Consider the following 14,663-nt stretch of genomic DNA (forward strand, 5'->3'; position numbering starts at 1 on the left):
CCGCCCCCCGCGACGCCGGCGCCCAGCCGCTGGCCCGGGCGCTCGTCGGCCTGGCCGGCGCACCGTCGCCCTCGGCCGGGCTCGCCGCGACCGGCTCGGCCTCCGAGCTGGCCGACCGGATCGACCTGCTGGGGGCCTCGCCCCGGCCGGTGCAGGCCGTGCTCGTCTCGCTCGTCGCGGTGGGTCTGGTCGTGCTGCCCACGGCGTTCGTCGTCGTCCCCTGGCTCGCGGGGCTCACCTGAGGGCGGGCTCGACCACCTTGGCCTGCGGGCCCAGGGTGCGGACGTCGATGACGCGGTCGGAGCGGGACTTGACGAAGTCGCTGTGGGTGGCGACGACGACGGCCGATCCCTGCTCGGCGAAGCTGCGGAGCGCCTGCATGACCATCGCGGCGTTGTCGTCGTCGAGGGCGCCCGTGGGCTCGTCGGCGAGGATGATCGCCGGCTGCTTGACCAGCAGCCGGGCCAGCGCGACGCGCTGCTGCTCGCCACCGCTGAGCGTGAAGACCTTGGTGGCGCTCCGGCCGGCCATGCCGACGGCCTCGAGGGCCCGCTCCTGCCGCTCGCGCACGGCGGCCCGCCTGAACCGGTCGCCGACACCGATCACGACGTCGAGGTTCTGGCGGACCGAGGCGCTCTCGATCAGCGCGTAGTTCTGGAAGAGGTAGCCGAGCGTGTCGCGGCGGAAGCGCCGCGCCCTGCCCGGGGACAGCCGGGTGATGTCCTTGCCGCCGACCATGATCCGGCCGCCGTCGAGCGGCTCCAGGAGTCCGAGGCAGTTGAGCAGGGTCGACTTGCCCGACCCGCTGGGCCCGACGAGGGCGACCATCTCGCCGCTCTCGATGGTGAGGTTGACGTCGGACCAGAGGTGACGGTCCCCGAAGGACTTGCTGGCGGCGGCGACTTCGATCATGGCGATCTCCTGGGTTCGTGGGTAGGGGGATGGCGGGGTGCGTCAGTCGGCGGCGCGGCGGCGGATCAGGTGCAGGCCGAGGACCGCGAGGGCGACCCACAGCAGGAGCGCCGACGTGCCGATCGCGGGCCAGGGGATCCAGGCCGAGGGCTCGGGGGCGACCTCGGGCTGCATCGGGTCGTAGCCCGCGCTGCGCGTCTGGGCGACCCAGCGCAGGGCCACGGCCGTCAACAGCACCGAGTCGATCGCGAGCAGCCGCCAGTGGCGACGGAGGAAGGACCAGCCGTGGATGTGCTGGGCGAAGATGGCGGAGGCGTGGCGGCGGGTGTGCACCACCGTGAAGCCGATCGCGGTGGCGACGAGCGCGGCGAGCACGGCCAGCAGGTTGAGCCGGTAGATGTTCGCCCGCAGGCCGATCTCGCGGGCCTGCAGCGCGTTGGTGACCTCGATCTCGCTGACGTCGGCGACGTAGGGCAGCAGCTCGTCGCGCTCGAGGGCGGCCTCGGTGCGGGCCTTGTCCTTGAAGATCACCTTGCCGGTGCTGAGGTAGGCGGACCACTGGGTCGGCGCGAAGACCGGCGCCGAGGCCGGCAGCACGACGACCAGCGGGTCGGTGACGAACGGGTCCTGGTCGTCGGAGACCTGGTTGAGGTAGGTGAACAGGCGCTGGCCGGGCTCGGTGCGCACCAGGCGCACGGTCGGCACCTCGGCGGTCTCGCCGTTGCTGAGCTCGCGCAGGTAGAGCTCCGACTCGACCTGGCGCCGGGCGAGGTCGACCAGGGTGTCCGTGTCGCCGGCCAGGCCTGCCGGCACCAGGAGCAGGACCTCGTTGCCGCGGGACGTCACGGCTCGCCCGGAGGCGTCGAGGACGGGACGCTCGAGGAGATAGGTGCTGTTGACGGTCAGCGCCTCGCGGGTGGGGTCGACCCCGGCGCTGCCCTCGGGGTCGAACGCCTGGATCGGCAGCCGGTCGACGAAGACGACCTCGCCCGCGCGCTCCTGCTGCTCCACCCAGCCGCCCAGGGCGGTCTCGGCGGCACGTTGCTTGCCCTCGGTGGGGTGGCTGGCGAGACCGAGCTGCACGTTGCCGCGGGTGCTGGCCCAGACGCTCTGGTCGCTGACCTTGGCCGCGACGAGTCCCTCCTCGTGCACCACCAGGGCGATGGCGCCGATCGCGATCGGGATGGCGGCCAGGCGGGCGCCGTACATCAAGAGGTGGACGAAGCGGGAGCGCATCTCGCCCTTGATCCGGCTGAGGATGTCCATCCGCCGGACCACCGCGACGGCCGCGGCGTGGAAGAAGGCGAAGCAGGCGAGGAACACCGCGGCGAACCCCAGCTGGACCAGCAGGAACGTCCCGAACCAGTGGAGCTGGTTGTACCACCCGAGGAAGCCCGCGACGGCGAGCAGGTAGACGGCGCCCAGGACGACGAGGGAGCGGCCGGCGGCGGCGAAGTCGGAGAGGATGCTCTCGCCGAAGGACCGGCCGTGCAGCTCGCGTACGGCGCTGGGCCGGGCGGCGAGGAGTGCGCCGGCGAGCGTCAGCGCGATGATCAGGAAGAACGCGAGCCGCAGCAGGCTGTCGGTGGGCGCGTCCGCTGTCGTCTCCAGCACCTTGCGCCACATCTCGACCGGCAGCGCGTCGCCCTCCATGCCGAGGTCGTCGAAGCGGCTGGCGACGTCGTACATCGCGGCGCTGTCGCCGGAGATGAAGTAGTAGCCGCGGCGGTAGTTGTCGCCGATCTCCGCCATGGGCCTGACGTCCATGTCGAGCCCCCGCGCGAAGGCGGGGTAGCTGCCGGTCTCGAGCCAGCGCTCGTGGTGGTCCAGGGCGGTGGTCTGGAAGTAGGTCCCGCCGGCAGTGGGGTTGTCGCGGTCGGGCACGTAGTGGGTCAGGGTCACGCCCTCGTCCGCAGCGATGTCGGCGACCTCGTCGGCGAACTCCTCGTCCGAGAGTGCCGGGAGCGACCCGCTCACGTGCACGACGCCGTCCCAGTCGACCCCGATGGCGAAGTCCTCGAAGCCGCGCAGGCTGATGAAGGAGGCGAGGCCGGAGGTCAGGATGACGATGATCAGGGCGAGTCGTGAGGTCTTGTTCAGCATGTGGTGTCCGCCGTCGGCTGTGAGGGTGATCAGGTGGGACGAGCGGCGCCCCGGGTGTCCGGGGCGCCGCTCGAGGCCGTCAGTCGCAGAAGTTGTAGTAGGTCTCGTCGACCCACATGGTGTCGTCGTGCGAAGCGTACGACCAGTAGCCCGGCGCCTTGCAGCCCGACGAGACGAGGGTGCCGTCGCCCCAGCCGTAGCGCACGGAGCTCTTGTGGTAGCGACCACCGTGGTAGTAGTTCGACTTCACCTTGCCGCCGCCGGTGCCGTGGTACCACGTGCCTCCGCTCACGTAGTCGGTGGTGAAGGCGGCCATGGCGGGCGCTGCGACGCCGACGGACAGCAGGGCGCCGGTGGCGACGGAGACTGCGGCCTTGCGAATGTTCATGAGCTTCTCCTTGTGGGGTGGGATCTCTGCGAGACCTGGGTGTGTCGATCTCGTGGAACGACCTTGGATCGCGCGGTCGGGGCGCGTCCATCGATTCCGGTGGCACCCCTCCGCATGCGCAAAGAGGACATCCGCACGCGACCGGGCGCACCGGTGTCGTAGGTTGAGCGCGCACACCGCCTGACGCCACTCGGAGGGGACGTCGACGTGGACCCATCAGCCGATCCCGCACGACGTCTCGGTGACGCCGGCCGGGACGTGCCCGACGCCGACCTGGCGCTGATCGCCCAGCGGGCGGTCTGGGAGGTCCAGGAGCGGACCGCCGCGCTGGAGCGCTCGGCGCGCGACCTCACCGACCTGCTCGCGGCGATGGCCCAGCCGGAGGACGACGACGCCGAGGTGCAGGTGCCGGCGGAGTCCCTGCAGTCGCGGCACGAGCTGCTCGCCTGGCAGTGCCGCGAGGAGCTGCTGGTCTTCCTCGCGAAGGACTGGCGCCCGATCGTCCTGTCGCCCGAGGCCAACCCCGCCCCCTTCAGCGCGGCGATCGTCCGCGGTGCGCGCGTGCGCGTCGTCGTGTCGCGGCTCGACCTCACGCACGAGGTGGAGCAGGCCGTCCAGGTCCTCGGCCACGGGGTCGAGTGGCGCAGCGTCGACGAGCTGCCGGTCAGCATGATGATCGCGGACCGTCACACCGCCCTGCTCTCGGAGGGCGGTGACGGTGGCGCCGTCCTGCTGCGCCACGACTCCGCCGCGGTCGCCCTGAGCGGGCTCTTCGACGCCGTCTGGCAGCAGGCCGCGACCCTGGACACACCGGGCAAGCCGCTGCGCCTGCACGAGGGGGACAGCCTGCTCGAGCACCAGCGGCTGGCCGCCCTGCTCGCCACCGGCGCGACCGACGAGGCGATCGCGCGGGCCATGGGCATCTCGGTCCGCAAGCTGGTGCGCCTGCTCGCGGCGATGCGCGGCGATCTCGGCGCCGAGACCCGATTCCAGCTCGGCGTCCGCGCCGCCCGACAGGGTCTCGTGTGAGCGCGCCGTCCGCCGGGGGCCCCGAGTTCTCGAGGCGCCTCATGGCCCTGATCGAGGACCAGCAGGGTCAGATCTTCGCGCTCGCCACCGCGGCCGAGGAGCGCGAGCTCGAGCTGGCCCGGCTGATGGAGCGCATCGTCACCGGCTCCGCGCAGGCGCCGACGGTGGAGACCCTGCACGGCGTCGAGGAGGTACGGCGCTGGCTGAGCGACCAGCAGGAGCGCACGACGACGGAGGCGCTCGCGATGTCACCCGGTGGTGGCCAGAGCGAGGCGGCCATGCGGGCCGGGCTGCCGCTCGACGAGGCAGCGCTGGCCCGCGGCGTACGCCTGCGCAACCTTTACCTCACCAGCGCGACGCGCTCGGCCGCGACGCGGCGACACGTCCGGCACCTCTCGGACCTCGGCGCGGAATACCGCACGACGCCGAGCCTGCCGTTGCGGATGCTGCTGCTGGACGGCGAGGTGGCACTGCTGCCCATCAAGGCCGACCAGACCTCGCTGGGAGCGCTCGTGGTGCGCACGCCCGCTGTCCTCACCGGGCTGCGGGCACTGTTCGACACCTACTGGCAGGGCGCGCTGCCCTTCGGACGCGTGCAGCAGACCGCCGACCTGACCGACCAGGAGCGGCTCGTCGTCACCATGCTGGCCGACGGTGCCCAGGACCAGGAGGTCGCGACGGCGCTCGGGGTGTCGCTGCGGACCGTACGCCGCATGGTGGCCGCCCTCTCGGATCGGCTGGACTCCCAGAGTCGGTTCCAGACCGGGGTCAACGCGGTCCGGAAGGGCTGGCTCGACTAGCGGCGCAGCCCTCCCGGGCGTCGCGGGTCACTCCCAGTCGAAGGCGTCCGAGCCATCGGCGCTGCCGGCGACCTGGACGAGGCCGTCCCGGGTCGCGTCGTCCGGGGCGTCGAGGGCGAGCGCCCCGGCCCCGGCGCCGACGAGCATGGCGGTGGCGAGAAGTGCGGCGAACGAGCGTGCGGAGCGAGTCATGGCTGGGTCCTCCCCCATCGGCGGGGCCGCCCGGTGGCGGCCCACACCGCAACCCTGTCGGCGCGGACCGCGAGCGAACAGGGTTTCGATCTGGCCCCATCGCGCTGGCGCAAAGGTGCCACTGCGTGGTCGCGGTCCGACGAACGACGAGGGTGTCCGTGGCGGCTGGTAGACAGGGCCCCATGACCGCGACTGCAGCAGCCACGACCTCCCGCGACGAGGTGCGCCTCGAGGCGGAGGCCCACCTGCGAGCGCTGGTCGGGCGCGACGACGCCGTGCTCCGCGACGACCAGTGGTCGGCGATCGAGGCGCTGGCCGTCGACGCCCGCCGCTCCCTCGTCGTCCAGCGCACCGGCTGGGGCAAGTCGGCGGTCTACTTCGTGGCGACCCTCCTGCTGCGCTCGCGCGGTGCCGGGCCGACCGTGATCGTCTCCCCGCTGCTCGCGCTGATGCGCAACCAGATCGCCGCCGCCGAGCGCGCCGGCATCCGGGCGGTGACGATCAACTCCACCAACATCGAGCAGTGGCAGCCGATCAACGACGCGATCAACGCCGGCGAGGTCGACGTGCTCCTCGTGTCTCCCGAGCGCCTCAACAACCCCGGCTTCCGCGACGAGGTGATGCCGCGGCTGGCGGCGACCTGCGGCCTGCTCGTCGTCGACGAGGCCCACTGCATCTCCGACTGGGGCCACGACTTCCGCCCCGACTACCGCCGGATCCGCACCCTCCTCGACACCCTGCCCGAGGGCATCCCGGTGCTGGCGACGACCGCGACCGCCAACGAGCGGGTGACCGCCGACGTCGCCGAGCAGCTCGGCCGCGACGTCCTCGTGCTCCGCGGCTCGCTCGACCGTGAGTCCCTGCGGCTCGGCGTGGTCCGGCTCAAGACCGCCGAGCAGCGGCTGGCCTGGCTGGCCGACCACCTCTCCGAGCAGCCCGGCTCCGGGATCATCTACTGCCTCACCGTCGCCGCCACCCAGGAGGTCGCGGCCTACCTGCGCGACCGGGGTCACGAGGTGGCCGCCTACTCCGGCCAGACCGACACCACCGAGCGGCAGGCGCTCGAGACCGCGCTGGTCGAGGGCCGGGTCAAGGCGCTCGTCGCGACCTCCGCGCTCGGCATGGGCTTCGACGCCGCCCTGGGGTTCGTCATCAACCTCGGTGCCCCGCAGTCGCCGGTTGCGTACTACCAGCAGGTCGGCCGCGCCGGCCGCGGCACCGACGACGCGACGGTCGTGCTGCTGCCCCAGATCGAGGACCGCGACATCTGGGCCTACTTCGCCTCGCTGGCCTTCCCGCCCGAGCAGCTCGTGCGCCAGACGCTGTCCGTGCTGGCCGATGCCCCGGGTGCCATGAGCACGGTCGCGCTGGAGACGTACGTCGAGCTCAGCCGCAACAGGCTCGAGACGCTGCTCAAGGTGCTCGACGTGGACGGCGCCGTACGCCGCGTCCAGGGCGGGTGGATCGCCACCGGCCAGGAGTGGTCCTACGACGCCGAGCGCTACGCCCGCGTCGCCGAGGCTCGGCAGCGTGAGCAGGACGCGATGCTGACCTACCTCGACACGACCGAGTGCCGGATGCGGTTCCTGCGCTCGCAGCTCGACGACCCGGAGGCCGCCGACTGCGGTCGCTGTGACAACTGCGGCGGGCTCACCCTGTCCAGCGTGGTGTCCGACGCGGCCGTCGCGGAGGCGGGCGAGGCTCTCTCGCGCCCCGGCGTCGCGATCGAGCCGCGCAAGCTGTGGCCGACGGCGCTGGCCAACCTCGGGCTCGAGCTCAAGGGCAAGATCGCCGACGGTCCCGCGGAGGGGCGGGCCATCGCCCGGCTCACCGACCTCGGCCACGGCCAGGCCCTGCGTGCGCTCTTCCGGGCGGGCGCCGAGGACGGCCCGGTGCCGCCGTCGCTCGCCGCGGCGCTGCTGACCGTGATGAAGGACTGGTCCGCCGGCTGGGCCGAGCGACCGGTGGCCATCGTCGGCATCGAGTCCGCGACCCGGCCCCAGCTCGTCGGCGACCTCGCGACCGGGTTGTCGCGGGTCATGCAGATCCCGATCGTCGGCCGGTTCGCGATCGTCGACGAGACCGTCGTCCCCGGCCAGGGTGCCGCCAACTCGGCCCAGCGGGTCGCGGCCGTGAAGCGCCGCTACGACCTGCTCGCCGACGTGCCCGCCGGTCCGGTGCTGCTCGTCGACGACCTCGTCGTCAGCGGCTGGACGTTGACGGTCGCGGGCGCCGCCCTGCGAGCAGCCGGCGCGACCGCCGTACTGCCCCTCACGCTCGGCACCCAGACCTGACCCACCGCCGCCCGGTCAGTGACCGATCATCGCGGCCGGGTCGACGGGCGCGACCTTCTTGCGGGGCAGGAACGCCGCCGGCACCAGGCAGCAGGCGACGAGGAAGGTCGCGACGATGAAGACCGTTGCGAACGACGACGCCATGTCCTCGGTGGCCCGGGCGAACAGCGCCTGCAGCGAGGCGGGGTCGATGCCGAGCGACTGCGCGGCCTGGGCGATGACGTTGGGATCGTCGCTGCCCTCGGCGGCGGCGTTGACCGCACCCGCCTGCGCGACGGCGTCGCTCTTGACCAGCTCGTTGGTGAGGATCACCGAGAAGAGCGCGGTGCCGATCGACGCGGCGACCTGCTGGGTGATGTTGAGCAGGGTCGAGCCGCGGGCCACGTTGTGCGCGGTGAGCGTCGCGAGGGCGGCGGTCATGATCGGCATCATCGTGCCGCCCATGCCCAGGCCCATGATGAACAGCGCGGCGAGCATGTAGGGGTAGGACGTGTCCGCGCCGATCTGCGTGAACATCGCCATCCCGACCGTGATGACGGTGATGCCGACGAGCACGATCTTGCCGGGGCCGATCTTGTCGGCCAGGATCCCGGCGATCGGCATGGTGATCATCGCGCCGATGCCCTGCGGGGCCAGGAGCAGGCCGGCGCCGAGGGCGTCCTCGCCACGGACCTGGATGAAGTAGAGCGGGAAGAGCAGCGAGGCGCCGAAGAATGCGATCGCGAACAGCATCATCGCGAGCACGGCCACGGTCATGTCCTTGTTCTTGAACAGGCGCAGCTCGACGAGCGGGTGCAGGTTGCGCCTGGCCAGGGCCCACGGCACGAAGGCGACGATCAGCACGATGCCGAGCACCATCGGGACCATGACCTCGCGGGCCATCGCGGTGCCGTGCTCGGGGATCGAGCTGACGCCGTACAAGAACGCGGCCAGACCCGGGGAGAGCAGCAGCATGCCGAGCCAGTCGAAGGTCTCCGACGGCTCGACGTCGTCCTTCGGCAGCACGATCCAGGCATAGACCATCGCGCCGATGCCGATCGGCAGGTTGATCAGGAAGATCCAGTGCCACGACACGGAGTCGATCAGGGCGCCGCCCATGATCGGGCCGAAGATCGGGCCGAGCAGCATCGGGATGCCGAGCACGGCCATGACGCGACCGATGCGCTCCGGGCCGGCGGCGCGGGTCAGGATCGTCATGCCGAGCGGCATCAGCATGCCGCCACCGAGGCCCTGGAGGACGCGGTAGAGCACCAGCATCTCCAGCGACGTCGCGGTTGCGCAGAGCACCGAGCCGGCGGTGAAGAGGAGGACGGCGAGGAGGTAGAGCCGCTTGGTGCCGAAGCGGTCGGCAGCCCAGCCCGTGAGCGGGATGACGCTCGCGAGGGCCAGGGTGTAGCCCGTCATCGTCCACGCGACCGCGGCCGCGGTGGCGTCGAACTCCTCCTGGAAGGTGTTCAGCGCGACGGAGACGACGGTGATGTCGAGGATGGACATGATGGCGCCGAGGACGACGACGCCCGCAACCATCAGGACGCTCTTGTCGAGCTTGTCACTGTTCTCAGCGGGGCCGGTCTGGCCGGGCTGGCTCTGGATGTCGGTAGTCACCCGGCAAGGTTATTGATTGACGTTGGCAACTATCCAATCATTATCGCGGTGCGCTTGGTCACGCCCGCGGCGCCGGCCTGATCAGCCGAGCAGCGACTCGATCCCGCCGGTGACCAGCGCGTCGTCGGGCTCGACGCCGGGGTTGAAGCGCGCCACCACGACACCGTCGGCGTCGACCAGGAACTTCTCGAAATTCCACTGCACGTCGCCGCTCTCGCCCTTCTCGTTGGGCGTCTCGACGAGCTGCGAGTAGATCTCGTGGCGGCCCTCGCCGTTGACCTCGACCTTCTCCGACATCGGGAAGCTCACGCCGTAGGTCGACGAGCAGAACTCCGCGATCTCCTCGCTGCTGCCCGGCTCCTGACCGCCGAACTGGTTGCACGGCAGGCCGACGACGGTGAAGCCGCGATCGGCGTACGTCGCCTGCAGCTGCTCGAGGGTGGAGTACTGCGGCGTCAGGCCGCACTTGCTGGCGACGTTGACCAGCAGCGCCGGCTGGCCGCCGGTGAGGTCGCGGAGGGTGCCGGGGGTGCCGTCGAGGCGGGCGAGGGGGGCGTCGAGGATGCTCATGGAGGCGAGGCTAGCCGGACGGAGGGCGCACCTGAAGTTCCACTCGAGGGAACTCGTTGTCGGTCTCGCCCGTTAGCCTCCTTCGTGCCCGCGCAAGCCCGGCGGGCGCGGTCGGTGAGGGGTGGAGGTAGTGCATGAGCTTCGTGCCCGTGACCGGACCCGCCACCTTCCGTGCGGCCGAACCGCCCCGGGACGGGCTGGTGGAGTTCTCCGACGAGCGGCGCACCGTGGCGTTGCCGATCCGGGGCGCGCTGCCGGTGCTCACCAAGGCCCACAACCGTGACGACCTGCACCCGAGCGTCGCGCTGCTGAGCGGCGCGGCCCTGCTCGGCATGCGGCTGGTCGCCGCCGGCAAGTTCGGCCCCGACCCGAGCGGGCTCTCGTGGCAGGTCGCGGCGCTCGAGCGCGCCGACGAGGACCGGATCACCCAGCTCGCGGCGGCGCGGTCCCATGACGGGCTCGACGCGGCGACGGCCGAGGGGATCGTGCGCGCGGTGCTCGACGCCGTGGCGGACGCGATGCCACGCGCGGCTCCGATCGCGACCCGCCGCCCGCCGGTCGCCGGGGGACAGGCGGGTCCGCGCGCCCCTCGGGTCGACCCCGACTTCACCCGCCGGCTGCAGGAGCGCGTCGCGCGCGCCCGCGCCCGCTCGAGCGACGACCGTCCCCAGCTCGTCTCCATCGCCCTGCGGATCGAGGCCGACGAGGACGAGCTCGTCGCCGGCTCCGTCCGCATCGTCCTCCAGGTCCACGCCTCCGACAACGCGGCCCACGTGTGCGACGCCGCCGTGCTGTGGACCGAGTCGGGTCTCGACGCGAGCCACGGCTTCGGCGACCGGGCCCGCACCCACGCCAGCATCGCGCTGCGCGCCGCCGCCGACGCGTGGCCGGTGCTGGAGCGCTTCCTCGAGCTGCGGGTGCCCGACGAGCTGACCCTCGACACCGACGAGCTCGTCAGCCTGCTCGACTCCGGCGTCACCGCCCTCAAGGAGGCCGGGGTCGACGTGCTCTGGCCGCGCCACCTCGACCGCGACGTCACCGCGAAGGTCGAGCTCACCGAGGCCCGGAAGGGGCCGCAGCGCGAGGAGGCGCTGCAGACCGGGTTGTTCGGGCCGGAGGCGCTCTTCGGCTTCCAGTGGCAGCTCGCGCTGCACGGTGACGCGCTGAGCGAGGAGGAGATGGACCAGCTCGCGGGCGCCGCGACGCCGATCATCAAGATCCGCGACAACTGGACCGTCGTCGACCCCGCGATGCTCAAGCGGGCCAAGCGCCGGATGATCCGCACCGTCCAGCCCGCCGCCGCGCTGGCCGCGACGCTGACCAACGTCGTCTCGGTCGAGGAGGTCGAGCACGAGGCGATCGTGGGCGCCTCCCTGCTCAAGGTCCGCGACCGGTTGCAGGCCGCTGGCAAGGGCGAGCCCGTCGCCGTACCCCCCGGACTCGCCGCCACCCTGCGCGACTACCAGCGCCAGGGGCTCACGTGGATGGCCGAGCTCACCGACCTCGGCCTCGGTGCCTGCCTGGCCGACGACATGGGGCTCGGGAAGACGGTCCAGGTGATCGCGCTGCACCTGCACCGCGGCAATGGGCCGACGCTCGTGGTCTGTCCCGCCTCACTCCTCGGCAACTGGGAGGCGGAGATCCGCAAGTTCGCGCCGGGCGTGCCGGTGCGCCGCTTCCACGGTTCCGCGCGATCGTTGGAAGGCCTTGGTTCCGACTCGCTCGCTTCGCTCGCTGCTCAACCAGCGGAACGCGGTTTCGTGCTCACGACGTACGGCACCATGCGCCGTGATGCCGAGGCGCTGGCCGGAGTCGGGTGGGACCTCGTGGTTGCCGACGAGGCGCAGCACGTCAAGAACGCCCAGTCCTCGACGTCGCGAGCGCTGCGCACGATCCCGAGCGCGGCCCGGGTCGCGCTGACCGGCACCCCGGTCGAGAACAACCTCACCGAGCTCTGGGCGATCCTCGACTGGGCGATCCCCGGCCTGCTCGGCAGCCGCAACGCGTTCCGCAAGGTGTGGGCCGCGCCGATCGAGGCGGGCGTCGACCCGGCGGTGACCAGGCGGTTCGCGGACCTGATCGGGCCCTTCCTGCTGCGCCGGCGCAAGTCCGACCCCGGCATCGCCCCGGAGCTGCCGCCGAAGACCGAGACCGACCACCTGCTCGGCCTGACCCGCGAACAGGTCGTGCTCTACGAGACCTACGTCCGCGACTGCATGCGCCGCATCGAGGAGGCCGACGAGGAGACCCGGCGCGGGCTGGTGCTCAAGCTGCTCACCGGCCTCAAGCAGATCTGCAACCACCCGGCCCACTTCCTCAAGCAGACCAACCCCAAGCTCGCGGGCCGCTCGGAGAAGCTCGACCTCCTCGACGAGCTGATCGGCACGGTGCTCGCCGAGGACGGCGCCGTCCTCCTCTTCACGCAGTACGTCGCCATGGCCCGCCTCCTCGAGCAGCACCTCAGCAAGGCCGGGGTCACCCACCAGTTCCTGCACGGCGGCACGCCCGTCGCCGAGCGCGAACGGATGGTCGCGCGCTTCCAGGAGGGCGAGACCCCGGTCTTCCTGCTCTCGCTCAAGGCCGGCGGCACCGGGCTCAACCTGACCCGCGCCGACCACGTCATCCACGTCGACCGGTGGTGGAACCCCGCGGTCGAGGACCAGGCCACCGACCGGGCCTACCGGATCGGCCAGACCAAGCCCGTGCAGGTGCACCGCTTCATCACCGAGGGCACCATCGAGGAGAAGATCGCCGAGCTGCTCGCCCGCAAGAGGTCGCTGGCCGACTCGGTGCTTGCGCGCGGTGAGACCGCGCTGACCGAGCTGAGCAACGACGACCTGCGCGACCTCGTCACCCTGCGACGCACGCCCGGTGCCGAAGATGACTGAGCTCGTCGGCGGAGTGACCCACCCCCGGTTCCCGCCGCGGCGCGGTGGTGCGCCCAGCACCTGGTGGAGCAAGGCGTTCCTCCGGGCGGTCGAGGAGGCGGCCTTCTCCGCCGCGGAGCTGAAGCGCGGCCGCGCCCACGCGCGGGCCGGCGACGTCGGCGCCATCACCGTCGCCGCGGGCGCGTTCGTCGCCGCGGTCGTCGACGGGGACGACGCCTACACCGTGACCGGCACCGTGCCCGTGCTGGCCGCCGACGATCAGTCGGTGCTGGTGGAGCTGATCGCCGCCGAGGCAGGGCGCATCGCGGCACTGATGGCGGGCGACCTGCCCCACCAGTTCGTGGAGTCGGTGGAGGAGGCCGGGGTCGAGCTGCTGCCGTACGGCGGCGAGCTGGGCTCTGCCTGCTCCTGCGAGACCTGGCTGGACCCCTGTCCGCACGCGCTGGCGGTGCTCACCCAGCTCGCGTGGCTGGTCCAGCGCGACCCGTTCGTGCTCTTCCAGCTGCGAGGCCTCGCCCGCGACGAGGTGCTGGCCCGGCTGCACGCGCTCAGCCAGTCGCGTCCGCGCGCTGACGGCGTCGACGACGAGATCGACGACCTGGCGATCGCGGAGGAGGCGGCCCTGCGCGCAGAGCGGGACCTCGCCCGTCTGCTCGCGGACGAGTGATCGGGTACTGCGCCGGGCTGGGTCAGCCCCGCTTGGCCTCGGTGGTCGAGGCCGGGCGGGCGCCGAGCTCCTCGTCGAGGCGCAGCAGGCCGGGACCGTCGTCGTTGATCATCGTGACGCGACCGACGATCTCCTTGACGGTCGCCTCCTCCTCCACCTGCTCCTCGATGAACCAGTTGAGGAGCGGCCGGGAGTCGAGGTCGCCCTCGGCCTCGGCGGTGCGGTAGAGGTTGCGGATCGACTCCGAGACCTTCTCCTCGTGTGCGAGCGCAGACCTGAACGCGTCGAGCACCGAGGTGACCGTGACCTTGGGAGCGGTGGTGGCGCCGATGACCGGGTGTCCGTCGCGGTCGGCGACGTGGTCGATGAACTTGTTGGCGTGGACGATCTCCTCGTCGGCCTGGTGGCGCAGCCAGGCCGCCATGCCGGGCAGGTCCATGAGCTCGAGCTCGATGGCGAGCTGGCGATAGACCAGGGAAGCCTGGAACTCCAGGGTGATCTGTGCGTTGAACGCCTCTTCGAGCTTCGCGCTGAGCTTCATGCCTCGACTCTATCGGCTCCCCAGGAGGTGCCGGTGCCGGCCGGGCCGGGTGGGCGCAGGGCGCCGAGCGCCATCTCGCGCAGCAGGTCGTGCATCTGCCGATCCGGGATCAGCCCGCTGTGGGGCGTGGAGTTGAGCAGCCCGAAGGCGGCGTGCGCCATCGCTCGGGCCCGGTCGGTGTGCAGGCCGCGGTGCGCGCGCTTGAGCTGGTCGGCCCACACATCGACGTACTCACGCTGCAGGCTGCGCACCCGCTCACGGGCGGCGTCCGGCAGCGACGACCAGTCGCGGTCCTGGACGACGATGAGCGCGCGGTGCTCGAGGGCGAACTCGATGTGCCACTCGACGAGTGCCTCGATGGCCGACACGGCGTCCGACGAGGACTGCACGCGTGCCGTGCCCTCGGCCAGGAGTCGCTCGCTGATCGTGACCAGCATCTCGGCGAGCACGGCGTCCTTGCTGGGGAAGTGCTTGTAGAGCGCCGGGCCGGAGATGCCGCAGGCGGCGCCGAGGTCGGCCACGGAGACGCCGTGGAAGCCGCGGTGGGCGAACAGGTCCGCGGCGATGTCGAGGATCTGCTGGCGCCGGCTGGGGGTGCTCGGCTCGCTCCCCGCCCGGCTCGTCATGCGTTGAGGTTAGCGCTCGCTAACCCCGAGGGATGACATGCGTGTGCG

The 14,663-nt window shown here is 71.9% G+C and carries 13 protein-coding genes and 1 pseudogene; 6 read left to right on the plus strand and 8 right to left on the minus strand.

The annotated features are described in order from the left end of the window. Positions 1-242, plus strand: a pseudogene (locus CF8_RS22845) (M56 family metallopeptidase); the annotation flags it as partial. On the opposite strand, the gene CF8_RS00290 reads toward CF8_RS22845, so the two are convergent. The 3 genes from CF8_RS00290 to CF8_RS00300 all read right to left on the minus strand — a co-directional run bounded on the left by CF8_RS00290 (position 235) and on the right by CF8_RS00300 (position 3,403). After that, on the minus strand, positions 235-912 hold the full coding sequence (locus tag CF8_RS00290; RefSeq protein WP_010831144.1) for an ATP-binding cassette domain-containing protein: 678 nt from the start codon (positions 910-912) through the stop codon (positions 235-237). The pseudogene CF8_RS22845 and the gene CF8_RS00290 overlap by 8 nt on opposite strands. Before the next feature lie 42 nt (positions 913-954). After that, positions 955-3,015 carry a hypothetical protein gene (locus CF8_RS00295; protein ID WP_010831145.1) on the minus strand — a complete coding sequence of 687 codons (2,061 nt, stop codon included), beginning with the start codon at positions 3,013-3,015 and terminating at the stop codon, positions 955-957. Positions 3,016-3,094: 79 nt separating this feature from the next. Next, on the minus strand, positions 3,095-3,403 hold the full coding sequence (locus CF8_RS00300; RefSeq protein WP_010831146.1) for a lactococcin 972 family bacteriocin: 309 nt from the start codon (positions 3,401-3,403) through the stop codon (positions 3,095-3,097). 207 nt (positions 3,404-3,610) lie between these two features. Here CF8_RS00300 and CF8_RS00305 point away from each other — a divergent pair, with 207 nt between their 5' ends. Together CF8_RS00305 and CF8_RS00310 are read left to right on the plus strand one after the other, a co-directional pair. Beyond that, positions 3,611-4,432: a response regulator transcription factor gene (locus CF8_RS00305; protein WP_010831147.1), complete on the plus strand. Its 822-nt coding sequence runs from the start codon at positions 3,611-3,613 to the stop codon at positions 4,430-4,432. A gap of 41 nt (positions 4,433-4,473) precedes the next feature. Next, positions 4,474-5,232 carry a helix-turn-helix domain-containing protein gene (locus CF8_RS00310; RefSeq protein ID WP_010831148.1) on the plus strand — a complete coding sequence of 253 codons (759 nt, stop codon included), beginning with the start codon at positions 4,474-4,476 and terminating at the stop codon, positions 5,230-5,232. A 27-nt stretch (positions 5,233-5,259) separates the two neighbouring features. Here the strand turns inward: CF8_RS00310 and CF8_RS21785 are convergent, their stop codons facing one another. Next, positions 5,260-5,424, minus strand: coding sequence for a hypothetical protein (locus CF8_RS21785; RefSeq protein WP_156887112.1), 165 nt, complete (start codon positions 5,422-5,424; stop codon positions 5,260-5,262). 182 nt (positions 5,425-5,606) lie between these two features. On the opposite strand from CF8_RS21785, the gene CF8_RS00315 reads away from it, so the two are divergent. Next, entirely contained in the window at positions 5,607-7,718 is a 2,112-nt protein-coding gene (locus CF8_RS00315; RefSeq protein WP_010831149.1) for a RecQ family ATP-dependent DNA helicase, read from the plus strand. Positions 7,719-7,733: 15 nt separating this feature from the next. Here CF8_RS00315 and CF8_RS00320 read toward each other — a convergent pair whose 3' ends face one another. Beyond that, a complete protein-coding gene (locus CF8_RS00320; protein WP_010831150.1) occupies positions 7,734-9,323 on the minus strand; it encodes a DHA2 family efflux MFS transporter permease subunit in 1,590 nt (529 codons plus the stop codon). A gap of 81 nt (positions 9,324-9,404) precedes the next feature. After that, positions 9,405-9,893 carry a glutathione peroxidase gene (locus tag CF8_RS00325; RefSeq protein WP_010831151.1) on the minus strand — a complete coding sequence of 163 codons (489 nt, stop codon included), beginning with the start codon at positions 9,891-9,893 and terminating at the stop codon, positions 9,405-9,407. A gap of 134 nt (positions 9,894-10,027) precedes the next feature. On the opposite strand from CF8_RS00325, the gene CF8_RS00330 reads away from it, so the two are divergent. Together CF8_RS00330 and CF8_RS00335 are read left to right on the plus strand one after the other, a co-directional pair. Further along, on the plus strand, positions 10,028-12,781 hold the full coding sequence (locus tag CF8_RS00330) for a DEAD/DEAH box helicase (RefSeq protein ID WP_010831152.1): 2,754 nt from the start codon (positions 10,028-10,030) through the stop codon (positions 12,779-12,781). Then, positions 12,774-13,448, plus strand: a complete 675-nt coding sequence (locus CF8_RS00335; RefSeq protein ID WP_036491761.1) for an SWIM zinc finger family protein — start codon at positions 12,774-12,776, stop codon at positions 13,446-13,448. Before CF8_RS00330 ends, CF8_RS00335 begins: the two co-directional genes overlap by 8 nt. Positions 13,449-13,470: 22 nt before the next feature. Here the strand turns inward: CF8_RS00335 and CF8_RS00340 are convergent, their stop codons facing one another. Both CF8_RS00340 and CF8_RS00345 read right to left on the minus strand, forming a co-directional pair. Then, positions 13,471-13,989, minus strand: coding sequence for a ferritin (locus CF8_RS00340; RefSeq protein WP_010831154.1), 519 nt, complete (start codon positions 13,987-13,989; stop codon positions 13,471-13,473). Beyond that, positions 13,986-14,615 carry an SACE_7040 family transcriptional regulator gene (locus CF8_RS00345; protein ID WP_010831155.1) on the minus strand — a complete coding sequence of 210 codons (630 nt, stop codon included), beginning with the start codon at positions 14,613-14,615 and terminating at the stop codon, positions 13,986-13,988. The genes CF8_RS00340 and CF8_RS00345 overlap by 4 nt, the downstream gene beginning before the upstream one ends. Between the last annotated feature and the right edge of the window lie 48 nt (positions 14,616-14,663).

Source organism: Nocardioides sp. CF8, from assembly GCF_000389985.1.
Classification (GTDB): Bacteria; Actinomycetota; Actinomycetes; order Propionibacteriales; family Nocardioidaceae; genus Nocardioides; species Nocardioides allogilvus.

Coding starts and splice junctions, on each gene's coding strand:
- CF8_RS00300 (WP_010831146.1), bottom strand. CDS start 3,403: ATGAACATTCGCAAGGCCGCAGTCTCCGTCGCCACCGGCGCCCTGCTG.
- CF8_RS00345 (WP_010831155.1), bottom strand. CDS start 14,615: ATGACGAGCCGGGCGGGGAGCGAGCCGAGCACCCCCAGCCGGCGCCAG.
- CF8_RS00315 (WP_010831149.1), top strand. CDS start 5,607: ATGACCGCGACTGCAGCAGCCACGACCTCCCGCGACGAGGTGCGCCTC.
- CF8_RS00340 (WP_010831154.1), bottom strand. CDS start 13,989: ATGAAGCTCAGCGCGAAGCTCGAAGAGGCGTTCAACGCACAGATCACC.
- CF8_RS00295 (WP_010831145.1), bottom strand. CDS start 3,015: ATGCTGAACAAGACCTCACGACTCGCCCTGATCATCGTCATCCTGACC.
- CF8_RS00290 (WP_010831144.1), bottom strand. CDS start 912: ATGATCGAAGTCGCCGCCGCCAGCAAGTCCTTCGGGGACCGTCACCTC.
- CF8_RS00325 (WP_010831151.1), bottom strand. CDS start 9,893: ATGAGCATCCTCGACGCCCCCCTCGCCCGCCTCGACGGCACCCCCGGC.
- CF8_RS21785 (WP_156887112.1), bottom strand. CDS start 5,424: ATGACTCGCTCCGCACGCTCGTTCGCCGCACTTCTCGCCACCGCCATG.
- CF8_RS00310 (WP_010831148.1), top strand. CDS start 4,474: ATGGCCCTGATCGAGGACCAGCAGGGTCAGATCTTCGCGCTCGCCACC.
- CF8_RS00330 (WP_010831152.1), top strand. CDS start 10,028: ATGAGCTTCGTGCCCGTGACCGGACCCGCCACCTTCCGTGCGGCCGAA.
- CF8_RS00335 (WP_036491761.1), top strand. CDS start 12,774: ATGACTGAGCTCGTCGGCGGAGTGACCCACCCCCGGTTCCCGCCGCGG.